Origin of the sequence: Streptomyces cellostaticus (genome assembly GCF_001513965.1) — a bacterium.
In the GTDB taxonomy this organism is placed as follows: Bacteria; Actinomycetota; Actinomycetes; order Streptomycetales; family Streptomycetaceae; genus Streptomyces; species Streptomyces cellostaticus.
Map to the genome: position 1 here is coordinate 99,540 of NZ_KQ948039.1, position 22,909 is coordinate 122,448.

Below are 22,909 nucleotides of genomic sequence, written 5' to 3' on the forward strand. Positions count from 1 at the left end.
ATCGGCTGTCACTGCGCCTCCTAGGCGTGCCGGTCGGACCCCGCTGAAGACCATCCGGATGGGCCTGTGAGAGCGTCGCCTTCGGGATGTGCGAGCGTCAAGGTGGCCTGGGAATCATGACCTGTTCCAGTCGAGCCTGACCGTATTTATCCACTGCCTTCAGGCCATTGTCGGCAGGCGCCATGGATATCGTCACCGGTCGGCGTGTTCACTCGTTGAGTGGCACACTTCACCCGTCAAGAAGGGCTGATCCGGTATGTCCGTGCACAGCTACGACGAATGGTCGCCCCTGAAAGAGGTCATCGTGGGCTCCGGAGTCCGCTATGACGCCCACGAAGTGGAGCTCTCCTTCAAGCTCTTCTTCCACGACGTGGCCGGCGCCTTCTACTACCCCTCGTACGGAACTCCGGTCTCCGGGCGCCAAGAGCTGAAGAAACGGTATGTGGACGAGCTCAACGAGGATGTGGAAGAGCTGGTCACAGCGCTGGAGAGCCTGTCCGTGAAGGTGCACCGGCCGACGACCCTCACGCGGTCCGTCGACTTCCGCACGCCGTACTGGCAGGCCAGTTGTGTACCCGCGCTCAACGTGCGGGATCAGGCCATCGTCTTCGGGGACGAGATCATCGAAACACCGCCCCAGGTGCGCGCCAGGTACTTCGAGAATGATCTCCTGAAACCCGTGTTCTACCGGTACTTCGCCCAGGGTGCCAAATGGACGACCATGCCGCGCCCGGTGATGACGGACAAGTCGTTCGACATTTCGTATGTCAATGGTCAGCATGCTCCCGCGCTTCAGGAGATCTCCGACCCGGAGCCCTCGGAATTCGACGTCGGGTTCGAGATGCTGCTGGACGCGGCACAGTGCGTCCGTTTCGGCCGGGACGTGATCGTGAATGTCGCGACGGAGAATCACGCGCTGGCGGTGCGCTGGCTGGAACGTCATCTTGAAGGCAAGTTCCGCTTCCACGTCATGTACCGCTTCTCGGACAACCACATCGACAGTCTCGTACTTCCGCTGCGCCCCGGAACCCTGCTGGTGCGGAATCCCGAGGTGGCCGAGAGACTGCCGGATCCGCTCAAGTCATGGGACCGGATCTACCCGCCGGAGCCGACCGACCACATATTCCCGCAGTACGAGGACGACGACATGATCCTCACCACCCGGTACATCGACATGAACGTCCTGTCGGTGGACGAGAACACGGTCATCGCCAACTCGCTGTTCCCTGAACTCATCAAGGTCCTGGAGGAGAACGGCTTCACGGTCGCCCCGGTGCGCCACCGGCACCGGCGCCTGTTCGGCGGAGGATTCCACTGCTTCACCCTCGACACCGTGCGGGCCGGGCAGGCCGAGGACTACTTCGGCTGACCGGCGTCCCGTCGCGCCGACACCGAAAGGCACGGACGCCGGCCGTCCGTGCCTTTCCTGCGCCGTGTCCTCACCCGACTCCTCCGCAGGCGCCGATGTTCTGCCCGGTCACCCACGAGGCCGACGGACCGGCGAGCCAGACGACGGCCTCGGCGACCTCCGCGGGGGTGCCGACCCGGCCGAGCGAGGCGAGGCCCGAGGCCCAGGCCCGGTCATGCTCCGGGAAGAGCGCCGTTTCGGTGAACCCGGGCGAGACGGCGTTCACCGTGATCGCACGCGGCCCGAGCTGCCGGGACAGCGAGCGGACGAACTGCTCCACCGCGCCCTTGCTGCCCAGATAGAGCGGGGTGTTGGGCAGGTAGAGCCGAGTGCCCACCGTCGACACGGCGACGATCCGCCCGCCGTCCGGGAGCCGGAGGCCGGCCTCGCGCAGGGTGAGGAAGACGCCCTTGGCGTTGGTGCCGAAGACCAGGTCGAAGTCGTCCTCCGTGCTGTCGGTCAAGGGCTTGGTGACCACCACCGCAGCATTCGCGACCACGATGTCCACGGCACCGAAGGCGGCCTCCGCCTCGTCGAACAGCCGCCGCACCGCTGCCTCCTGCGCGACGTCCGCGCGCACGGCCACGGCCCTGCCGCCGGCCGACACGACCTCGTTCACGACCGCCTCGGCGGCGCACCCGTCGTCGACCCAGTTGACGACCACACCGGCACCGGCCCCGGCGAGCGCGCGCACCACCGCCCTCCCGATGCCCCGCGAGCCGCCGGTCACCACTGCTGCCTTGCCGGTCAGGGAAGGAGGCATGCAGAGGATTCTGTGCCCGTCGCCGGGCCGCTCGCCAGGTCTCTTCCCGCCATTGGACACCGTCGAGCATGTCGCCCGGTCACCGGGCGACCCTCCTACGACTCCGCCGCCTCCACCCGCACCGCGCACACCTTGAACTCCGGCATCCGCGAAGTCGGGTCCAGGGCCGGGTTGGTGAGGGTGTTGGCGCGGCCCTCGCCCGGCCAGTGGAAGGGCATGAAGACGGTGTCGGGGCGGATGCCAGTGGTGATGCGGGCGGGGGCCACCGCCCGGCCTCGTCGGGAGACCACCGCCAGCGGGTCGCCCTCGGCTGCCCCGAGCCGGGCCGCGAGGCGCGGGTGCAGCTCCACGAACGGGCCCGGCGCGGCCGCGTTCAGCTCCGCCACCCGCCGCGTCTGCGCCCCCGACTGGTACTGCGCCACCACCCGGCCGGTCGTCAGCAGCAGCGGATACTCGGCATCCGGCTCCTCCCCGCTCGCCCGATGCGCCACGGCGACGAACCGCGCGCGCCCGTCACCGGTGGCGAAACGGTCGAGGAAGAGGCGCGGGGTTCCCGGGTGCACGGAGGGCACGGCGGGTACGGCGGTCTCGGCGTCCCGGGCCGGATCGTCGGGCAGGCCGTCGAGCACCGTGTCCTCGCCGTCCTCGCCGTCCTCGCCGTCCTCGTCCGTCACACCGGTGGTGGCCGGGCAGGGCCAGAACACCCCGTTCTCCTGCGCCAGCCGCCGGTAGGTGATCCCCGAGTAGTCCGCCGGGCCGCCCGCGCTCGCCCGGCGCAGCTCCTCGAAGACCTCCTCGGGGTCGGTCGGGAAGCCCTTCTCCACCCCCAGCCGGGCGGCCAGGTCGTGGAGGACGTACAGGTCACTGTGGATGCCCGCCGGCGGGCTGATCGCCTGTCGGCGCAGCAGGACCCTGCCCTCCAGGCTGGTCGTCGTCCCCGTCTCCTCGGCCCACTGGGTGACCGGCAGCACGACGTCCGCCAGCTCCGCCGTCTCCGACAGGACGACATCGCACACGGCCAGGAAGTCCAGCGAGCGCAGCCGCTCCTCGATGTGGGCCGCGCGCGGCGCCGACACCACCGGGTTGGACCCCATCAGCAGCAGCGAGCGGATGTCCGTGCCGAGCGCGTCCAGCAGCTCGTACGCGCTGCGTCCCGGACCGGGAAGGCTGTCCGGGTCCACACCCCACACCTCGGCCACGTGCCGCCGCGCCGCCGGGTCGTCCAGCTTGCGGTAGCCGGGCAACTGGTCGGCCTTCTGGCCGTGTTCGCGCCCGCCCTGCCCGTTGCCCTGCCCGGTCAGACAGCCGTACCCGGACAGCGGACGGCCCGCGCGGCCGGTCGCCAGGCACAGGTTGATCCACGCGCCCACCGTGTCCGTCCCCTTGGACTGCTGCTCGGGCCCGCGCGCGGTGAGCACCATCGCGGCCTCCGGCTCGCAGAACAGCCGTACCGCCTCCCGCAACTGCGGAACGGACACCCCCGTGATCCGCTCCACGTACTCCGGCCAGTGCCCCATCGCCGCCGCCCGGGCCTCCTCCCAGCCGGCCGTGCGCTCCCTGATGTAGTCCTCGTCGGTACGGCCCTCGGCCACCACCAGGTGCAACAGGCCCAGCGCGAGCGCCAGATCGGTGCCCGGGCGGGGTGCCAGATGCAGGTCCGCCTGCTCGGCGGTCTTCGTGCGGCGCGGGTCCACGACGATCAACGTGCCGCCGTTCTCCCGCAGCTCGCTGAAGAAGCGCAGCGACGGCGGCATGGTCTCGGCGAGGTTCGAGCCGACGAGGATCACGCACCCGGTCCGCGGGATGTCCTCCAGCGGGAACGGCAGCCCCCGGTCCAGACCGAACGCCTTCGTGCCGGCGGCCGCCGCCGACGACATGCAGAAGCGGCCGTTGTAGTCGATCTGCGAGGTGCCCAGCACCACCCGTGCGAACTTCCCGAGCGTGTACGCCTTCTCGTTCGTCAGCCCGCCCCCGCCGAACACCCCCAGCGCGTCGGGACCGTACTGCTCCCGCGTCCGCCCGAGCCGCTCGGCGATCCGGCCCAGGGCCTCCTCCCAGGAGGCGGGCACCAGCCGGCCGCCCGACCGCACCAGCGGCGAGGTCAGCCGCACCGCCGAGGACAGCACCTCCGGGGCCGTACGCCCCTTGCCGCACAGCGCGCCCCGGTTCACCGGGAAGTCCGGCCGCTCGGTCACCTCGACGCCCCCCTGCGGCAGGGGCGTGATGTTCATCCCGCACTGCAAGGCGCAGTACGGGCAGTGGGTGGGCGTCGAGGTGGTCTCCATGCGGACCAGCGTGCTTCGGGCGTGTTACGGCCCGGGACGGCTCCTTGTTACACGGTCGGGAAGCCGACCTCCCCGCCGCCGCCCGGTTGCCGTGAGGCGGCGGTCAGCGCCCCTCGGCCAGGGCCCGCGCCACTCCGTGCTCCTTCGGCCCGAGGAACGTGGGATCCGGCCGGAACACCGCGTCCAGCACCGCCTTGCCCGCCGCGAACACCTCGCGCGTGCCGCCGTAGTACCAGGTCACATCGTGTTTCGCGTCCACCCCGACCCCGTACGACTCCACCCCCGCGGCCTCGCACAGCGCCACCGCCCGCCGGATGTGGAAGCCCTGGCTGATCAGCACCGCCCGGTCCACCCCGAAGATCTTCCGGGCCCGCACACAGGAGTCCCAGGTGTCGAAACCGGCATAGTCGCTGACGATCCGGGCATCCGGCACCCCGTGCTTCGTCAGGTAGGTGCGCATCGCGTCCGGCTCGTCGTAGTCCTTGCGGCTGTTGTCCCCGGTGACGAGCACCACCTTGATTTTGCCCGCCCGGTACAGCTTCGCCGCCGCGTCCAGCCGGTGCGCGAGATAGGGCGACGGCTCCCCGTCCCACAGCCCGGCCCCGAAGACGACGGCGACCTCCGTGCGCGGGGCGTCCGCCGTCGTCCGCAGCCGGTCCGCCGTCGACACGAACAGCCAGGTGACCGGCAGCAGCGCCAGCACACACCCGGCCATCACGGCCTGCACCAGCCGCCGCTGCCCGCCACGGGTGCGCGGCAGTCGCGGTCGACGGATCTTCATGCGGTCCCCCATGGTCCGGTTCCGGTGGTTCGGTTCCGACCATGGAGGACGCGGGGGACGCCGATCCGGTTCGCCTCACATCGAGCATCCGTGCGACGTGAACCCACGGAAAATACCCGTGACGGCCCCGCAACGGCGGCGCAACCTCCGGCCGTCAGGATCCTTGCATGACGGCGTCGAACCCTTCTCGTGACGAGTCCCGCATCCACCACGACAGCACGGCGGCGCACCTCATGAACAGCATCAGCGGCGAGCTCGCCGGCCGGCTCCGGCTCGTCTCGCTCAGCGGCCGCCGCCGCCCGCCCGCCCCGCCCGCCCTCGTCCTGGTGGCCCACGGCAGCCGTGACCCGCGCGCACTGAACACCGTACGGACCCTGATGGACCGGGTACGGCAGCTGCGCCCCTCCCTGCCCCTCCACCTGGGCCACATCGAGCTGAACGAGCCCCTGCTCCCCGACACCCTCGCCGCCCTCGGCGACACCCCCGCCGTCCTGGTCCCGCTGCTCCTCGGTCGCGGGTACCACGTCAAACAGGACATCCCCGAGATGGCCGCCGCATCGCCCGCACGCGCGCGCGTGGCCGCTCCGCTCGGCCCCCACCCGCTCCTCGCGGAGGCCCTGCACGCCCGCCTGACCGAGGCCGGCTGGAGCACCCCCACGGACGACACCACCCGCCGCACCAGCGCCGTCGTCCTCGCGGCAGCGGGCTCCCGCGACCCCGACTCGGCCACGGACACCCGCCGCACGGCCCGCCTCCTGGCCGCCCGCCTGGGTGTTCCGGTGGTCCCGGCGTACGCCTCGGCGGCGACACCGACGGTCGCGACGGCGTTGCGCGCACTGGCAGCGCGCGGCCGCGACAGAGTGGCGATCGCCTCGTACTTCACGGCCCCGGGCCGCTTCGCGACCCAGTGCGCGGACCAGGCTCCCTGGATCGCCGCGGCTCCCCTGGGCGCCCACCCGGCCATGGCCCGTCTGATCCTCCACCGCTACGACCAGACCCAGGCGAGAACAGAAGTGGAACTGGCTTCAGCTTGAAACAAGGGGTGACGGAAACCCCTTCGGGTGCGCGGGGCTGTGTTCGGCATGCGGCTCCGCCGCGTGGGCGCGACCAGCCACCATGCACCCGCACGCGCCCCACAACCCAACTCGGCAGACGATTAGGCGCCCCGCACCCCCCGATTGTCACTGCCGACGCTTACTGTCGAATCATGGAAGGCACCGCACCCCCGAACGCCTACGACCCGACGTCAGTCGACCGCTGGGCTCCTGAACCCGACAAACGCCCAGGCCGCACAGCCTTCCAGAGAGACCGCGCCCGCATCCTCCACTCCGCGGCACTGCGCCGCCTCGCAGGCAAGACCCAGGTCGTCACGCCCGGCGAGCGCAGCGCCCACGCATGGGACGCCAGCCCCCGCACCCGCCTCACCCACTCCTTGGAGTGCGCCCAAGTCGGCCGAGAGCTGGGCGCAGCCCTCGGCTGCGACCCCGACCTGGTGGAAGCGGCCTGCCTCTCCCACGACCTCGGCCACCCGCCCTTCGGCCACAACGGCGAAGCCGCCCTGAACGAGTTCGCCGACGACTGCGGTGGCTTCGAGGGCAACGCCCAGTCCCTCAGACTCCTCACCCGCATCGAGCCCAAGCGCTTCACCCCCGAAGGCTCCGTCGGCCTGAACCTCACCCGCGCCGCCCTCGACGCCGCCACCAAGTACCCCTGGCCGCGCGGCGCCCACCCCGCCGACCCGGCGTCCCCGAAGTTCGGTGTGTACGAGGACGACCGCCCGGTGTTCGACTGGGTCCGCAAGACCGCCCCCGGCACCCGCACCTGCTTCGAGGCGCAGGTCATGGACTGGTCGGACGACGTGGCCTACTCGGTGCACGACGTCGAGGACGGCCTGCACGCCGGCCACATCGACCCCAACTGCCTGCACGCCGAACCCGAGCGGCAAGCCGTGTTCGAGGTGGCCATCGGCCGGTACGTCCCCGCGGACACCGACCCGGCCGAACTCGCCGCCGCCCTGGACCGACTCCAGGACCAGGTGTGGTGGCCGCACGGCTACGACGGCACGGCGGTCGCCCAGGCCCGCCTCAAGGACGCCACCAGCCAGCTCATCGGCCGGTTCTGCCTGGCCGCCGAGAGCGCCACCCGCGCCGCGTACGGCGGCGGCCGGCTCACCCGCTACGACGCCGAACTCGTCGTACCCGAGGAGACCCGCCTGGAGTGCGCGGTGCTCAAGGCGGTCGCCGACCGGTATGTCATGCAGCGCGCCGAGCAGGAGCGGCTGCGCGCCGACCAGCGGGTGGTCGTCGCCGAGCTGGCCGAGGCGCTCACCGCCCGCGCGCCGGACGGTCTGGACCCGCAGTTCCGGGCGCTGTTCGACGCGGCGCCCGACGACCACGCGCGCAAGCGGGTGATCGTCGACCAGATCGCCTCGCTGACCGACGCCTCCGCCCGCTCGCTGCACGCGAGACTGACGGGGCATATGTGAAGGGAACGTGACCCGGGGTGGCCTGATCGGGTCACTCCCTCTTCCCGCAGCACGTTGCGTGCGGGACGCTCGCTTGTGGCGGCACCCTTACGAGGAGGCATCAAGTGGTCGACGCGGATCAGACATTCGTCATCGTCGGAGGCGGTCTCGCCGGCGCGAAAGCGGCCGAGACGCTCCGTGCCGAGGGCTTCAGCGGCCGGGTGATACTGATCTGTGACGAGCGCGACCACCCCTACGAGCGCCCGCCGCTGTCCAAGGGCTACCTGCTCGGCAAGGAGGAGCGCGACAGCGTCTTCGTGCACGAGCCCGCCTGGTACGCGCGAAACGACGTCGAGCTGCACCTCGGCCAGACCGTCGACCGGATCGACCGCACCGCGAAGACCGTCCGCTTCGGCGACGACGGCACCCTCGTCCGCTACGACAAGCTGCTGCTGGCCACCGGCGCCGAGCCCCGCCGCCTGGACATCCCCGGCACCGGCCTGGCGGGCGTCCACCACCTGCGCCGCCTCGCCCACGCCGAGCGCCTCAAGGGCGTCCTCGCCTCCCTCGGCCGCGACAACGGCCACCTGGTGATCGCGGGCGCCGGCTGGATCGGCCTGGAGGTCGCGGCCGCGGCCCGCGAGTACGGCGCCGAGGTCACCGTCATCGAGCCGCTGCCGACCCCGCTGCACAGCGTCCTCGGCCCCGAGCTCGGCAACGTCTTCGCCGAGCTGCACCGCGGGCACGGCGTCCGCTTCCACTTCGGCGTCCGGCTCACCGAGATCGTCGGCCAGGACGGCATGGTCCTCGCGGTGCGCACCGACGACGGCGAGGAGCACCCGGCGCACGCCGTCCTCGCGGCCATCGGCGCGGCCCCCCGCACCGGCCTGGCGGAGGCGGCGGGCCTGGAGATCGCCGACCGGGCGCACGGCGGCGGCATCGCGGTCGACGAGCGGCTGCGCACCTCCGATCCCGACATCCACGCGGCCGGCGACGTCGCCTCCTTCCCGCTCGCCCTCTTCGACACGCGCCTGAGGGTGGAGCACTGGGCGAACGCCCTGAACGGCGGCCCGGCGGCGGCCCGCGCGATGCTCGGCAGGGACCTCACCTACGACCGCGTGCCCTACTTCTTCACCGACCAGTACGACCTGGGCATGGAGTACAGCGGGTGGGCGCCCCCGGGGTCGTACGACGAGGTGGTGATCCGGGGCGATGCGGGCAAGCGGGAGTTCATCGCGTTCTGGGTGAAGGAGGGGAGGGTGCTGGCCGGGATGAACGTGAATGTGTGGGACGTCACAGAACCGATCCAGAACCTCATCCGCTCCGGGGTCCGGGTGAACACCGAAGCGCTCGCGGACCCGCACGTACCCCTCGACAGCCTGGCCTCCTGACCTCTCCGGGAACCGGCACTGTCACACCACCCCCGTAGAATCACCTCGTGGCAGGACGGATCAACGACGAGGACGTGAAGGCGGTTCGGGACGCGGTTCCGATCGACGCCGTGGTCTCCGAGTACCTCCAGCTGCGCAACGCCGGTGGCGGCAATCTCAAGGGGCTGTGCCCCTTCCACGACGAGAAGTCGCCGTCCTTCCAGGTCAGCCCGAGCAAGGGACTCTTCCACTGCTTCGGCTGCCAGGAGGGCGGCGACACCATCACCTTCGTCATGAAGGTGGATCACCTCTCCTTCTCGGAGGCGGTCGAGCGGCTGGCCGCCCAGGCCGGCATCACCCTGCGGTACGAGGAGGGCGGGTACAACCCCGCCCACCAGCGCGGCGAGCGCATCCGCCTGGTCGAGGCCCACAAGATCGCCGCCCAGTGGTACGCCGAGCAGCTCGCCACCGGCCCCGAGGCCGAGACCGGCCGGATCTTCCTCGCCGAGCGCGGCTTCGACCAGGCCGCCGCCGTCCACTTCGGCGTCGGCTACAGCCCCCAGGGCTGGGACCACCTCACCCGCTACCTGCGCGGCAAGGGCTTCACCGACAAGGAGCTGATCCTCTCCGGGCTGTCCCAGGAGGGCCGCCGCGGTCCCATCGACCGGTTCCGGGGCCGGCTGATGTGGCCCATCCGGGACATCAGCGGCGAGGTCGTCGGCTTCGGCGCCCGCAAGCTCTACGAGGCGGACAACGGCCCGAAGTACCTGAACACCCCCGAGACGGCGATCTACAAGAAGAGCCAGGTCCTCTACGGCATCGACCTCGCCAAGCCGCACATCGCCAAGAGCAGCCGGGCCGTCGTCGTCGAGGGCTACACGGACGTCATGGCCTGCCACCTCGCCGGTGTCACCACGGCCATCGCGACCTGCGGTACGGCCTTCGGCGGCGAGCACATCAGGATCCTGCGCCGCCTCCTCATGGACAACGGCTCGGCCCGCGTGATCTTCACCTTCGACGGCGACGCGGCCGGCCAGAAGGCGGCCCTGCGCGCCTTCGAGGACGACCAGAAGTTCGCCGCCGAGACGTACATCGCCATCGCCCCGGACGGCATGGACCCCTGCGAGCTGCGCCTGGCCAAGGGCGACGAGGCCGTCGCCGACCTGGCCGAGCCCCGCACCCCGCTCTTCGAGTTCGCGCTGCGCCAGATCGTCGACCGCTACGACCTGGACACCCCCGCCGGCCGCGCGGCCGCCCTGGACGAGGCCGCCCCGATCGTCGCCCGCATCAAGAACAGCGGCGCCCAGCACGAGGTCGCCGTCGAGCTGGCCGGGATGCTCGGCATCCTCGACACCCAGTTCGTGGTCAAGCGGGTGGCCCAGCTGGCCCGCTGGGCCCGCGAGCGCGGCGGCAAGGGCCCCGCCCCCACCGGCTCGCAGTCGTACGAGGCCGCGCCCCGGCCCGCCACGTCCGGCCCCGCGCTCCAGCTCCGCAACCCCGTCTACGCCACCGAGCGCGAACTCCTCAAACTCGCCCTCCAGCGCCCCGAGCTGGTCTCCCCGGCCTTCGACGCCTACGGCGTGGACGAGTTCACCGCCGCCCCCTACGCCGCCGTACGCCAGGCCGTCCTGGACGCGGGCGGCGCGGAGTACGGCATGCAGGACGCCCAGGAGTACCTGGTCCGCGTCCGCGAGGCGGCCCCCGACGACACGGTCCGCGCGATGGTCACCGAGCTCGCGGTCGAGGCGATCATGCGCAGGACGGTGGACGAGAACTACGCGGGCGAACAGCTGGTGACCGTCCGTCGACGCGCTGTGGAGCGACGCATCCAGGAAATCCAGGGCACGGTCAAACGCCTGGAAGTCGGCGGCGATCCGGCCCAGCTGGCTGCCGTGCGCAACGAACTGTGGGTCCTCCAGCAGTACGACCAGGCTCTGAAGACGAACGGCGCCGCCGCGCTCTGAGTTCCGTACCGGGGATTTCCGGTCCTGGTCACCAGCCGGTCACGGACCGGATGCAAAAAGTCACCGCACGCCCCTCGTGGCGAGGATGTGTCTTCCCCCACACTGGGTGCGGTGCCCGAGTCCCTGGGAACTGCCAGCCAGGCCCCAGGAGCGCAGACCGTCGACTCTCCGCCCCCGAAGTACCGCTGCCGCACACCTTGAGCAGCGATCATCCTGGAGGTCGCCCCCGTGCAGACCCAGACCCTCACGCAGAACGACAGCAGCACCACCGCCGACGAGGCGGACGCCGAGAGCGAAGTCCTCGTGGCCGTGCCCCCGCAGAGCCGTGCCCTCCGCCATCCGGAGACGACCCCGGAAGCGCCCGCGGAGGGGACCCCGGAGGCACACCACGAGGCGGCCGGCGAACCGGCGGAGCCGCCCGCCGAGGCGCTCACGGAGGAACCGGACGAGCCCGACGCGCCGGAGGAAGCCGCCGAGCCCGTCGAGGTCCCGGTCGCCGCCCGGGCCGAGACCGGCAGTCCTTCCTCGGACCTGTTCCGCCAGTACCTGCGCGAGATCGGCCGCATCCCGCTGCTCACCGCGGCCGAGGAGGTCGAACTCGCCCGCCGGGTGGAGGCCGGGTTGTTCGCCGAGGAGAAGCTGAGCACCGCCCCGGACCTGGACAGTCGGCTCGCGCTCGACCTGGACCGGCTCGTCGTCCTGGGCCGGATGGCCAAGCGCCGCCTCATCGAGGCCAACCTGCGGCTCGTCGTGTCCGTCGCCAAGCGGTACGTCGGCCGCGGCCTGACCATGCTCGACCTGGTCCAGGAAGGCAACCTCGGGCTCATCCGGGCGGTGGAGAAGTTCGACTACGCCCGCGGCTACAAGTTCTCCACCTACGCCACCTGGTGGATCCGGCAGGCCATGTCCCGCGCCCTGGCCGACCAGGCCCGCACCATCCGCGTCCCCGTGCACGTCGTGGAACTCATCAACCGGGTCGTGCGCGTCCAGCGCCGCATGCTCCAGGAACGCGGCTACGAGCCGACGCCCGAAGAGGTCGCCGCCCACCTCGAACTGGCGCCCGAGCGGGTCTCCGAGGTGCTGAGACTCGCCCAGGAGCCGGTGTCCCTGCACGCCCCGGTCGGCGAGGAGGACGACGTGGCCCTCGGCGACCTCATCGAGGACGGCGACGCCACGAGCCCCGTCGAGTCGGCCGCGTTCCTGCTGCTGCGGGAGCACCTGGAGGCCGTGCTCTCCACCCTCGGCGAACGCGAGCGAAAGGTCGTCCAGCTCCGTTACGGGCTGGACGACGGCCGCCCGCGCACCTTGGAGGAGATAGGGCGTCTGTTCGGCGTGACCCGGGAACGGATACGCCAGATCGAGTCGAAGACCCTGAACAAACTCAGGGACCACGCCTTCGCGGACCAGTTGCGGGGATATCTGGACTGAAGGGGTCGCTCACCTGACGTGAGCGACCCCCCAAGGTCCCCCAAGGGTCAGTCCACCTCGGCCACAGCCTGCGCGAACTGTGCCTTGTACAGCCGGGCGTACGCCCCGTCGGCCGTCAAAAGCTCGGCGTGCGCGCCCTGCTCGACGATCGAGCCGTTCTCCATCACCAGGATCGTGTCCGCGTCCCGGATGGTGGAGAGCCGGTGCGCGATGACGAACGACGTCCGCCCGTCGGCGAGTTTGGCCATCGCCTTCTGGATCAGCACCTCGGTGCGGGTGTCGACGGAGCTGGTCGCCTCGTCCAGCACCAGGATCGTCGGGTCGGACAGGAACGCCCGCGCGATGGTGATGAGCTGCTTCTCACCCGCGCTGACCCCCGTACCCTCGTCGTCGATCACGGTGTCGTACCCCTCGGGCAGGGTACGGACGAACCGGTCCGCGTGGGCCGCCCGTGCCGCCTCCTCGATCTCGCCCCGGGTGACCTCGCGCGAGGCCCCGTACGCGATGTTGTCCGCGATGGACCCGCCGAACAGCCAGGTGTCCTGGAGCACCATGCCGATCCCGGCCCGCAGTTCGTCCCTCGACATCTTCCGGATGTCCACGCCGTCGAGGGCGATGTGCCCGCCGGACACGTCGTAGAACCGCATCAGCAGGTTGACCAGCGTGGTCTTGCCCGCCCCGGTCGGGCCGACGATCGCCACCGTCTGCCCGGGCTCCACCGTCAGCGACAGGTCCTCGATCAGCGGCTTCTCCGGCTCGTACCGGAAGGACACGTGCTCAAGGCGCACCCGCCCGCGCAGCTCGGCCGGCCGCTCGCCCGGCACCGGATCCGCCTCCTGCTCCTCCGCGTCCAGGAGTTCGAAGATCCGCTCGGCCGAGGCGACGCCCGACTGCACCAGGTTCGCCATCGACGCGACCTGCGTCAGCGGCATCGAGAACTGCCGCGAGTACTGGATGAAGGCCTGCACATCGCCGATGGACAGGGCGCCGGAGGCGACCCGCAGCCCGCCGACCACGGCCACCAGCACGTAGTTCAGGTTCGACACGAACATCATCAGCGGCTGCATCACACCGCTGTTGAACTGCGCCTTGAACCCGGCCTCGTACAGCGCCTCGTTCTGCTCGGCGAACTGCTTGGCCGACTCCTCCTGCCGGCCGAACACCTTCACCAGGGTGTGCCCGGTGTACATCTCCTCGACGTGCGCGTTCAGCTTGCCGGTGGAGCGCCACTGCTGCACGAAGTGCGGCTGCGACCGCTTGCCGACCCGGGTGGCGATGACGAACGACAGCGGCACGGTCACCAGCGCGACCAGCGCGAGGATCCAGGAGACGTAGAACATCATCACGAGCACGCCGATGATGGTCAGCACCGAGTTGATCAGCTGGCCCATCGACTGCTGGAGCGTCTGCCCGATGTTGTCGATGTCGTTGGTCGCCCGGGAGAGCACCTCGCCGCGCTGGCGCTTGTCGAAGTACGACAGCGGCAGCCGCGACAGCTTCGCCTGCACGTCCTCGCGCATCCGGTACATCGTGCGGTTCACGGCCCGGTTGACCAGCCGGGTGGCGACCGCCATCAGCAGACCGGCGACCAGGAAGGTGCCGAGCGCGAGCAGCAGCACGTTCCCCACGGCCCCGAAGTCGATGCCCTGGCCGGGGGTGAAGTCGGTGCTCTTCAGCATGTCCGCGATCTGGCCCTGGCCGCGGTCGTGCATCGACCGGAGCACCTGCTCCTTGGTGGCCCCGGCCGGCATCTGCTTGCCGATGATGCCGGCGAAGACCAGGTCGGTGGCCTTGCCGAGGATCTTCGGGCCGATCACGGTGAGGGCCACGCTGACGACCACGCACAGCAGCAGGCCGTAGAGGGTGACCCGTTCGGGCTTGAACTGGGCGATGAGCCGCTTGCCCGATCCCTTGAAGTCCATCGAGCGCTGGTCGGGGCCGCCCCCGGCCATCATGCGTCCCATGGGCCCGGCCATCAGGCAGCCTCCGCTTCCGTCAGCTGGGAGAGCACGATCTCCCGGTATGTCTCATTGGCTGCCATCAGCTCGTGGTGCCGGCCGGAGCCGACCACCCGGCCCTCGTCCAGGACGACGATCCGGTCGGCGTCCCGGATGGTCGCCACCCGCTGGGCGACGATGACGACGGTCGCCTCGGCGGTCTCCTGGCCGAGCGCCGTGCGCAGCGCCGCGTCGGTGGCGTAGTCGAGCGCGGAGAAGGAGTCGTCGAAGAGGTAGATCTCCGGGCGCTGGACCAGCGTGCGGGCGATGGCGAGCCGCTGCCGCTGGCCGCCGGAGACGTTGGTGCCGCCCTGCGCGATCGGCGCGTTCAGCCCGCCCTCCAGCTTCTGCACGAAGTCCTTGGCCTGCGCCACCTCCAGCGCGTGCCACAGCTCCTCGTCGGTGGCGTCCGGATTGCCGTAGCGCAGATTGGTCGCGACGGTCCCGGCGAACAGGTACGGCTTCTGCGGCACGAGTCCGACGGTCTTCGCGAGCAGTCTCGGGTCGACCTCCTGGACGTCCACGCCGTCGACCAGCACCTCGCCCTCGGTGGCGTCGAACAGCCGCGGGACCAGCCCGAGCAGCGTCGACTTGCCGCTTCCGGTCGAGCCGATCACGGCGGTCGTCTCGCCCGGCCGGGCCGTCAGGTCGATGGCCTTCAGCACCGGCTCCTCGGCACCCGGATAGCGGAAGCCCGCGCCCCGGATCTCCAGATGTCCGTGCCGGCGCAGCTCGGTGACCGGCGCGAGCGGCGGCACCACGCTCGAGTCGGTCCCCAGGACCTCCTCGATGCGCTCGGCGCACACCTCCGCGCGCGGCACCATCATGAACATGAAGGTGGCCATCATCACGGACATGACGATCTGCATCAGATAGGCGAGGAACGCCGTCAGGTCGCCGATCTGCATCCCGCCGCTGTCGATGCGGTGCGCGCCGAACCACACCACCGCGATCGACGACACGTTCACCACCGTCATGACGATCGGGAACATCAGCGCGAGCATCCGGCCGGTGGCCAGCTGCATCTCGGTCAGGTCGCCGTTCGCCTTTCCGAACCGGCCCTGCTCGTACTCGTCCCGGACGAAGGCGCGGATCACCCGGTTGCCGGTGATCTGCTCGCGCAGCACCCGGTTCACCGTGTCGAGGCGGACCTGCATGGACCTGAACAGCGGCCGCAGCCGGCGCACGATCAGCGTCACGGAGATGCCGAGCACCGGCACCACCGCGACCAGCACCCCGGACAGCGGCACATCGAGGCCGAGCGCCAGCACGATCCCGCCGACGCACATGATGGGCGCCGACACCATCAGCGTGAACGTCATCAGGGCCAGCATCTGGACCTGCTGTACGTCGTTCGTCGTACGAGTGATGAGCGAGGGTGCCCCGAAGTGACCCACCTCACGGGCGGAGAAGGACTGCACCCGGTCGAAGACGGCGCCGCGCAGGTCCCGGCCGAGCGCGGAGGCGGTCCGGGCGCCGTAGTACACGGCACCGATGTTGCACACGACCTGCACCAGCGAGATGCCGATCATCAGGCCGCCGAAGGACAGGATGTAACCCGTGTCACCCTTCACGACGCCTTTGTCGATGATGTGCGCGTTCAGTGTGGGCAGGTAGAGGGTGGCGCAGGTCTGCAGGAACTGCAGCAGCACCAGCACGGCTATGGATTTCTTGTAGGGCCTGAGATAGGTCCGCAGAAGTCGTATGAGCACGCTGTGTCTCTCGGAGTCGGCGGTGGGGGCCGGTCGGTATGCCCTTGGCCCCTATCGTCGGACACTCCACCCGCGTTACCTCAACTGATTAAGCCAACAGCGGCCAAAGGACCGGCCGGGCCTCGGTCCACAGCCCTACGCCTCACACCCGAAACGCCCCCGGGTGGGTCTGCTCCCGCACGGACACGAACTGCTGCCGCACGGCCTGGCCCACCGCCAGCTCGTCACCCGGGTCCAGAACCTGCGCGGCCGCACCCTGCCAGGCCGGCGGGGTGCGCGGGTCGAGTGTGCCCTGCGACACGCCGAGCGCCCAGGCGGCCTGCCGGGCCGCGCCGATCGCCGCGTAGTCGGCGGGCTGCGGTACGACGACCTGCGCGCCGAACAGCGAGGGCGCCGCTGCCTGCACGGCGGGCAGCTCGGCGGCCGGCCCGAGCAGGAAGATCCGCCGCACGTCCACGCCCCGCCCGCGCAGCACGTCCAGCGCGTCGGCGAGCCCGCACAGCATGCCCTCGAACGCGGCCCGCGCCAGATGTTCCGGCTTCATCGACTCGCGCCGCAGCCCGGCGAGCGTCCCCGCGGTGTGCGGCAGATTCGGCGTCCGCTCCCCCTCCAGATAGGGGAGGAGGACCAGCCCATGGGCCCCCGGCGTCGACTTCATCGCCAGGTCGGACAGGCTCTCCAGATCCGACAGGCCGAGGAGTTCGGCGGTGCCACGCAGCGTGCGTACGGCGTTGAGGGTGGTGACGACCGGCAGATGCATACCGGTGGCGTCGGCAAGGGAGGTGATCATCCCGGCCTGATCGGCGAGCGCCTCCGGGTGCACGGCCATCACGGACCCGGAGGCCCCGAGCGACACCACGGCATCCCCGAGCCCGATCCCGAGCCCGAACGCGGCGGCCATGGTCTCCCCGGTCCCGGCGGAGATCAGCAGCCCCTCCGGGGTCGTACCGGCCGCGTCCGACGGGCCGATCACCTCGGGCAGCATCGCCTGGTGGCCGAGCGCCAGCTCGACCAGGTCGGGCCGGTAGCCACCGGTGGCGGCGGACCAGTACCCGGTGCCGGAGGCCCCGCCGCGGTCCGTGGTCCTTCTGACCGGCCGCCCGAGCAGCTGCCACACCAGCCAGTCGTGGGCCTGGAGCAGCACGGCCGTCCGCAGCGCGTTCTCCGGCTCGTTCTTCGCGAGCCAGCGCAGCTTGGTCACGGGCTGCGCGGCCTGCGGGACGCAGCCGACCGCCTGGGCCCAGGCCTCCTTGCCGCCGAGCGCGTCGACCAGGTCGGCCGCCGCGACCTGCGCCCGCTTGTCGCCGCCGACCAGCGCCGGACGCACGGTGTTGCCCTGCGCGTCCAGCGGGATCAGCGCGTTCTGCTGCGAGGACACGCCGATGGCCTGCACACCCTCCAGCAGGCCGCCCCCCGCGGCCTCGCCCAGGGACAGCAGCCAGGCCTGCGGGTCCACGTCGCTGGGCCGTCCGCCGCCGCCTTCCGGCGTCTCGACCGGATGCGGGGCGTACCCCTGGCGGAGCACGGCACCCGTGTCCGCGTCACAGACCACGATGCGCGTGAAATCGGGCGAGCTGTCCAACCCGGCGACTATCCCCATGACCAAAATTCTGCCGTATCGCGGCGCTTGCTTTGGCCGTGGGCGCCGTGGGGGTGGCTGTGCTTCGTCGAGTGCGGGTGCGTGGTGGCTGGTCGCGCAGTTCCCCGCGTCCCTCAGGGTTCCGGTGCCCGGCGCTGAAGAAGTACCGCTACGTGTTGCTGGTGCCCCAGTCGTCCTCGGGGGTGCCGTTGACGGTGCGCTCGCGCAGGGAGCGGACTCGTTGGGCCACGGACTCCGGGACCCGGTCGCCGACCTTGTCGCTGACCGTGTGGAAGGCCTTGCCGGCGTAGACGCGGCCCTGCTGGGCGGCCGTCTCGGCGGTGTTGCGGACAGCGGGGTTCTGCGCGATCTGCCGAGCGGACTTCTTCAGCTGCTCGTAGCGCTCGCGTCCGGCCCTCGTGCCGAGTACGTAACCGAGGGCCAGTCCGGCGACGAACGTGAGCCGGTAGCGCATGGCTGCCACCCTTCCCTTGCCTAGGTCTCTGGTGCGGCGTCGGTGCGAGGGGATACCGATTGGCGGAGCACCCCCCTGCTTGCGCTAATGTATGTGTCGCAGCGAGCGACCGCCCCCTGGCGAATACCCAGGTAGGTACGTTCGATGCAACGAGGCGTTCCTCCGTAGCTCAATTGGCAGAGCAGCCGGCTGTTAACCGGCAGGTTACTGGTTCGAGTCCAGTCGGGGGAGCTTCGGTCCTCCGTAGCTCAATTGGCAGAGCAGCCGGCTGTTAACCGGCAGGTTACTGGTTCGAGTCCAGTCGGGGGAGCACGCTGAACGAGGACCCCGCTGGGGTCCTTTTTCATGTCCGCGGGAACCATCGTGGGCGCGGCGAAGTCCTCAAGGTCAGGAAGCAGCGCAGAAGCCGACCATCCGAAGCAGGAGATCGTATGAGCGGCTATGCTGCGGCAGACGGCGCGCACACTTGTACGCGACACGCCGCTATGGGGCGGTAGCTCAGCCGGTTAGAGCAGCGGACTCATAATCCGTCGGCCGTGGGTTCGAGTCCCACCCGCCCCACCGTGCAGGTCTGTGACCTGCGGAAACGTCTCAGCAGGGGCGCGGATTCAGGACTTTGGCTCAACGGACTGAATCCGCTGCTCGTGAGTTCAACGGTGCCTCCACCTACGGTGGTTTGACGATGCGCTGACCTGCGTGAATGCCTCCCGATCGTGGTGTGAGCGGGCCGTGCCGGCGGCCTCAACGAGGGCCCGGAGGCGCGATTGGGGACGCTGTGAGGACGTAGGTCCTGCTGAAGGCTGCCTGTGGGGCCACCTCGGCCGGCCCCAGGCTGGCTGTGACTGCCCTGGGCGGTCGCGCTATGACCTCGAACAGGCAGGCCTGGAGCCTTCGGGGGTCCGTGGCCGTGACCCTTCCCGTCCGGCAACGCGGCGACGCCTCCCGCAGTGCCGTGGGCGCTGGCGGGACTCGTCTTATGGATCATGGACATGGAGGTCTGCGTACTTGCGGGTGTCGCACGGCAAGGCCGCGCGTCCCGGGAGTGCCCGAAGAGTGTGCGGCGCACACTGCCGACGGCCCGTGCAAACTCCTCTGTCGCCGAGGGCCCGGACCCGCTTGTCCACCAGTGCCGCCTGCCGCTGTCGAGCGTCACCCCGGACGTGGTCACAAACCTGATCCCGGCCCGCCTGAAGAAGATCGGCTCGCGGTGGCACAAGCTCCCGCCGCACCGTATCGCCCTGATCACCCTCATGATTCGTCGGCCGTGGGTCGAGGCCCACCCGCCCCACTGGGCAGGCCTGTGACCTGCGGAAACGTCACAGCAGGCATTCGGAATCGGGACTTTGGGCCAACGGACTGAATCCGCTGCTCGCGAGTTCAACGGTTTCTGCACCGGCGGTAGTTCGTACTGCCCTGAACTGCGCGAATGGGGCGGACCTTGGTGTGAGCGAGCCGCAGCAGCGGCCTGAACGAGGGGCGGAAGGTGAAGTTGATGCCGCCTTGAGGCCGCCGGTATTGGGAGGGGCTGCCTACGAGGCCACGTTCTGTGGGTGGCTGGGCGACGCTGATGTGACCCAGGACGGGGATGTCGGGGAGGCATGGAGCGTGGGGGTGGCGCCGCACCCCTTTCGCAGCGTGTGGGAAAACGACCCGTACTGGCGGCCCAGACTGTCGGCGTCGCCTGAATCGCGTTCGGCCGTCGTCGAGACAGAGTTGTCCGCCTATACCCTCTACCAGCCTGCGCTGGTGACACGCTTGACCAAGTCCGTCAGAGCAGGCCTTCTTCACCGGCACCCGCGGCGGCTCACGGCCCTTCCGTCCGGCATCGGGGGAGGAGGCTCCTGGGTGAGTGTCGCCCGCCTCACCAAAATCCTGACCTGGCTCGATGAGGGCTGGGGCTTCCCCTTTCGGTCCGGTGGGGGAGATGGCCGGTGTCGGAGGCCCGCGATGCAGGCGCGCTGGTCGAAGATCGCGGTGGTGGACGAGGGCGGCCGGTACGGCGGTGAACCAGGAACGTGCCCAATGGTCGGGAGGTCGTCCTGGGGGTAATCGGGGATCGTCCGGCGGCCACGCTGGTGGCGTTCGAGGCTGGCGTTCGGCTGGGGCTGGCTGATCGAGTTGCTCCAGGATCACGGCTTCGACGCACACGTGGCCCCCGTTACCTTCTTCGTGGCCCCGCAATGGGGACCTGGTCTCCAGGTCCGGCATGACTTGCGCCCCTTGTCGATCATGATCGACAAAGTGGTGTCACCGGGCCGGGAGGCATTGGCTGACCGCTGATCAGGGGCATGATCGCTCGTATCCGTGCTGGGTGTGGGCAGGCCTTCGTAACGTGGATGCCTGCACGCTGATGCCGCAGTGGGACCAGGGAAGAGGCAGCTGGGGAGGGGCATGAGCCACGAGGGCAAGATCGACGTCTATCTCGGTCTGGACGTCGGCAAGGGCGAACATCACGGCACCGCGCTGACTCCGGCGGGCAAGAAGGTTTTCGACAAGTCGCTGCCCAACAGTGAACCGCGGCTGCGTGAGCTGTTCGAGAAGCTGCCGGCCAGGTATGGCAACGTGCTGGTTGTGGTGGACCAGCCAGCCTCGATCGGTGCTCTCCCGCTGGCCGTGGCCCGGGACTCAGGGTGTGCTGTCGCCTATCTGCCGGGGCTGACAATGCGCCGGATCGCCGACCTCTACCCAGGTGAGTCGAAGACCGACACCCGGGACGCGGCGATCATCGCCGCTGCTGCCCGCACCATGCCACACACGCTCCGCGGCCTCGCTGCGGACGACGAGGCCGTCGCCGAGCTGAACATGCTCGTTGGCTTCGACGACGACCTGGCCGGCGAGATCACCCGCACCAAGAACCGTCTGCGCGGCCTGCTCACCCAGATCCACCCCTCGCTCGAGCGGATCCTGGGTCCTCGCCTGGACCATCCAGCCGTCCTGTTCCTTCTTGAACGTCACGGCTCACCAGTGCAGTTGAGGAAGGCCGGGAGGTGGCGGCTGGTATCCCTGCTGAGGCCCAGGGCACCACGCATGGCCGAACGGTTCGTCGCGGACATCTTCGACGCACATGATGAGCAGACCGTCGTCGTCCCGGGCACTGGCGCCGCCGCTTTGATCGTCCCGAGCCTTGCCGGCTCACTGACCGCGGTGCTTGACCAGCGCAAAGCCCTTGCGGTAAGGATTGAGGAGCTGCTGGAGGCCCACCCTCTTGCCGGGGTCAGGACCGCAGCCCGCATCCTCATCGACGTCGGTGACGGCAGCGGCTTCGCCACCGCAGGGCACCTGGCCGCCTACGCCGGTCTAGTGCCGTATCAGCAAACGTTTGCACTGTTGTGATGTGACGTACCGTTCGGATGCTGGTCCTGCCAGCGGGGTGCCGCCAGGCTGTGCGCGTGGCAGAACGGGTACGCGTCCGAGAGATTCATGACGATGAGGCGCAGCGGCTGCTGCGGATCGTCCGCAGGGGTACTGGGTCGGTGGTGACATGGCGGCGCGCGCAGATGGTGTTGCTGTCCGCGCAGGGCATGCCGGCGGCGAAGATCGCGGGGGTGACGTTCACCAGCGCGGACCGGGTCCGGGATTTGATCCACAACTTCAACGTGGACGGCTTCGATTCGCTCTACCCGAAGTACAAGGGCGGCCGTCCGAGGACCTTCACGCTGTCCGAGCGCCGGGAGATCAAGAAGATGGCCAAGTCCAAGCCGATCGAGCACGGCTTGCCGTTCTCGACCTGGAGCCTGGCCAAACTGGCCGACTTCCTGGTCGCCGAGGGGGTGGTCGTCGACATCAGCCACGAGGGCCTTCGGGTCCTGCTCCGCGAGGAGGGCGTCTCCTTTCAACGCATAAAGACATGGAAGACCTCGCGCGACCCCGACTGCGCCGCCAAGAAGGCCAGGGTCGAGCACCTCTACGCGATCGTCGACAGAGAGGTCATACCCGACGACGGCGAGCCCGAAGTCGTCTTCTGCCTGGACGAGTTCGGGCCGCTCAACCTCCAGCCCCACCCGGGGCGGCAGTGGGCTGAGCGCGGAGGGCAGCACAAGGACCCCGGCCGGGAGCCGAGGCCCCGCCGACGGGCGACCTACACCCGCCCGCACGGGGTCCGGCACCTGTTCGCCGCCTACGACCTGGGCAAGGACAGGCTCTACGGGCATATCAAGCCGAGAAAGCACCGCACGAGGTTCCTGGAGTTCTGCCGTTACCTGCGCAGCCTCTACCCGCCTCACGTCCGGATCGCGGTCGTGCTCGACAACTTCTCCCCGCACCTGGCAACGAAGAAGGACAGACGGGTCGGCGACTGGGCCGCGGCGCACAACGTCGAGCTCGCCTACACGCCGACTCACAGCTCCTGGCTGAACCGCATCGAGGCCCAGTTCACCGCCCTGCGCTACTTCGCGCTGGACGGCACCGACCACACCAGCCACAAGGAGCAGGGCAGCATGATCCGCCGCTACATCATCTGGCGGAACAAGCACGCTGCCGACGAACGCCTCCGCGCGGTCGTCACCCGCGCGAACGTGGCCTGAGCCAGCGCAGCACCCGGTGGTTCACACCCGCGGCAGATAGGCTCCCGGGACTGCGGCTCCCAGGCCTGACGCTGTTCGATCGCGTGAAAAGGCTCCCCGTCGGCGGCATCCGCGTCGCTGGGACGGGCACAGCACTGCCCCGAGGCGGATGATCACCTAA

At 70.0% G+C, this 22,909-nt stretch carries 14 protein-coding genes, 3 tRNA genes and 2 pseudogenes; 12 read left to right on the plus strand and 7 right to left on the minus strand.

Annotated elements, in window-relative coordinates; all coding sequences use genetic code 11:
• Positions 1–256: 256 nt before the first annotated feature.
• On the plus strand, positions 257–1,369 hold the full coding sequence (locus AQI88_RS33745) for a glycine amidinotransferase (RefSeq protein WP_067006639.1): 1,113 nt from the start codon (positions 257–259) through the stop codon (positions 1,367–1,369).
• Positions 1,370–1,439: 70 nt separating this feature from the next.
• Here AQI88_RS33745 and AQI88_RS33750 read toward each other — a convergent pair whose 3' ends face one another.
• The 3 genes from AQI88_RS33750 to AQI88_RS33760 form a co-directional block, all read right to left on the minus strand.
• The gene (locus AQI88_RS33750; RefSeq protein ID WP_067006642.1) at positions 1,440–2,171 is read right to left on the minus strand and encodes an SDR family oxidoreductase; all 732 of its coding nucleotides are present in this window, start codon (positions 2,169–2,171) and stop codon (positions 1,440–1,442) included.
• A gap of 95 nt (positions 2,172–2,266) precedes the next feature.
• Complete coding sequence (locus tag AQI88_RS33755) at positions 2,267–4,456, minus strand: molybdopterin oxidoreductase family protein (RefSeq protein WP_067006645.1); 2,190 nt, start codon at positions 4,454–4,456, stop codon at positions 2,267–2,269.
• A 103-nt stretch (positions 4,457–4,559) separates the two neighbouring features.
• Complete coding sequence (locus AQI88_RS33760; protein WP_067006709.1) at positions 4,560–5,237, minus strand: SanA/YdcF family protein; 678 nt, start codon at positions 5,235–5,237, stop codon at positions 4,560–4,562.
• Positions 5,238–5,404: 167 nt separating this feature from the next.
• Between AQI88_RS33760 and AQI88_RS33765 the strand changes: the two genes are divergently transcribed.
• The 5 genes and pseudogenes from AQI88_RS33765 (at position 5,405) to AQI88_RS33785 (ending at position 12,463) form a co-directional block, all read left to right on the plus strand.
• The gene (locus AQI88_RS33765; protein WP_079057977.1) at positions 5,405–6,271 is read left to right on the plus strand and encodes a sirohydrochlorin chelatase; all 867 of its coding nucleotides are present in this window, start codon (positions 5,405–5,407) and stop codon (positions 6,269–6,271) included.
• Between the two features lie 173 nt (positions 6,272–6,444).
• A complete protein-coding gene (locus AQI88_RS33770; RefSeq protein WP_067006648.1) occupies positions 6,445–7,722 on the plus strand; it encodes a deoxyguanosinetriphosphate triphosphohydrolase in 1,278 nt (425 codons plus the stop codon).
• Positions 7,723–7,826: 104 nt separating this feature from the next.
• Positions 7,827–9,092, plus strand: coding sequence for an NAD(P)/FAD-dependent oxidoreductase (locus AQI88_RS33775; RefSeq protein WP_067006650.1), 1,266 nt, complete (start codon positions 7,827–7,829; stop codon positions 9,090–9,092).
• Positions 9,093–9,139: 47 nt separating this feature from the next.
• Positions 9,140–11,035: a DNA primase gene (dnaG, locus tag AQI88_RS33780; RefSeq protein ID WP_067006653.1), complete on the plus strand. Its 1,896-nt coding sequence runs from the start codon at positions 9,140–9,142 to the stop codon at positions 11,033–11,035.
• A gap of 185 nt (positions 11,036–11,220) precedes the next feature.
• Positions 11,221–12,463 (plus strand): annotated as a pseudogene (locus tag AQI88_RS33785) (RNA polymerase sigma factor).
• A 47-nt stretch (positions 12,464–12,510) separates the two neighbouring features.
• On the opposite strand, the gene AQI88_RS33790 reads toward AQI88_RS33785, so the two are convergent.
• The 4 genes from AQI88_RS33790 to AQI88_RS33805 all read right to left on the minus strand — a co-directional run bounded on the left by AQI88_RS33790 (position 12,511) and on the right by AQI88_RS33805 (position 18,226).
• A complete protein-coding gene (locus AQI88_RS33790; protein WP_067006659.1) occupies positions 12,511–14,439 on the minus strand; it encodes an ABC transporter ATP-binding protein in 1,929 nt (642 codons plus the stop codon).
• Complete coding sequence (locus AQI88_RS33795) at positions 14,439–16,172, minus strand: ABC transporter ATP-binding protein (RefSeq protein WP_067006662.1); 1,734 nt, start codon at positions 16,170–16,172, stop codon at positions 14,439–14,441. The genes AQI88_RS33790 and AQI88_RS33795 overlap by 1 nt, the downstream gene beginning before the upstream one ends.
• 142 nt (positions 16,173–16,314) lie before the next feature.
• Positions 16,315–17,772: a xylulokinase gene (locus AQI88_RS33800; RefSeq protein WP_067006664.1), complete on the minus strand. Its 1,458-nt coding sequence runs from the start codon at positions 17,770–17,772 to the stop codon at positions 16,315–16,317.
• Positions 17,773–17,920: 148 nt separating this feature from the next.
• A complete protein-coding gene (locus AQI88_RS33805; RefSeq protein WP_067006667.1) occupies positions 17,921–18,226 on the minus strand; it encodes a hypothetical protein in 306 nt (101 codons plus the stop codon).
• 158 nt (positions 18,227–18,384) lie between these two features.
• Here AQI88_RS33805 and AQI88_RS33810 point away from each other — a divergent pair.
• From AQI88_RS33810 to AQI88_RS33835, 6 genes and pseudogenes are all read left to right on the plus strand, one after another.
• Positions 18,385–18,457: transfer RNA gene (locus AQI88_RS33810), tRNA-Asn, on the plus strand.
• A gap of 6 nt (positions 18,458–18,463) precedes the next feature.
• Positions 18,464–18,536, plus strand: a tRNA-Asn gene (locus tag AQI88_RS33815).
• A 177-nt stretch (positions 18,537–18,713) separates the two neighbouring features.
• Positions 18,714–18,787 (plus strand) — tRNA-Ile (locus AQI88_RS33820).
• Between the two features lie 494 nt (positions 18,788–19,281).
• Positions 19,282–19,530 (plus strand): hypothetical protein, encoded by a 249-nt coding sequence (locus AQI88_RS33825; protein WP_159050457.1) that lies wholly within the window; start codon positions 19,282–19,284, stop codon positions 19,528–19,530.
• 1,087 nt (positions 19,531–20,617) lie between these two features.
• Positions 20,618–21,532: pseudogene (locus AQI88_RS33830) on the plus strand (IS110 family transposase); the annotation flags it as partial.
• An 83-nt stretch (positions 21,533–21,615) separates the two neighbouring features.
• Positions 21,616–22,749, plus strand: coding sequence for an IS630 family transposase (locus AQI88_RS33835; RefSeq protein WP_244184443.1), 1,134 nt, complete (start codon positions 21,616–21,618; stop codon positions 22,747–22,749).
• Positions 22,750–22,909: the final 160 nt, after the last annotated feature.

Coding starts and splice junctions, on each gene's coding strand:
- AQI88_RS33755 (WP_067006645.1), bottom strand. CDS start 4,456: ATGGAGACCACCTCGACGCCCACCCACTGCCCGTACTGCGCCTTGCAG.
- AQI88_RS33760 (WP_067006709.1), bottom strand. CDS start 5,237: ATGAAGATCCGTCGACCGCGACTGCCGCGCACCCGTGGCGGGCAGCGG.
- AQI88_RS33790 (WP_067006659.1), bottom strand. CDS start 14,439: ATGGCCGGGCCCATGGGACGCATGATGGCCGGGGGCGGCCCCGACCAG.
- AQI88_RS33770 (WP_067006648.1), top strand. CDS start 6,445: ATGGAAGGCACCGCACCCCCGAACGCCTACGACCCGACGTCAGTCGAC.
- AQI88_RS33745 (WP_067006639.1), top strand. CDS start 257: ATGTCCGTGCACAGCTACGACGAATGGTCGCCCCTGAAAGAGGTCATC.
- AQI88_RS33805 (WP_067006667.1), bottom strand. CDS start 18,226: ATGCGCTACCGGCTCACGTTCGTCGCCGGACTGGCCCTCGGTTACGTA.
- AQI88_RS33800 (WP_067006664.1), bottom strand. CDS start 17,772: ATGGGGATAGTCGCCGGGTTGGACAGCTCGCCCGATTTCACGCGCATC.
- AQI88_RS33765 (WP_079057977.1), top strand. CDS start 5,405: ATGACGGCGTCGAACCCTTCTCGTGACGAGTCCCGCATCCACCACGAC.
- AQI88_RS33750 (WP_067006642.1), bottom strand. CDS start 2,171: ATGCCTCCTTCCCTGACCGGCAAGGCAGCAGTGGTGACCGGCGGCTCG.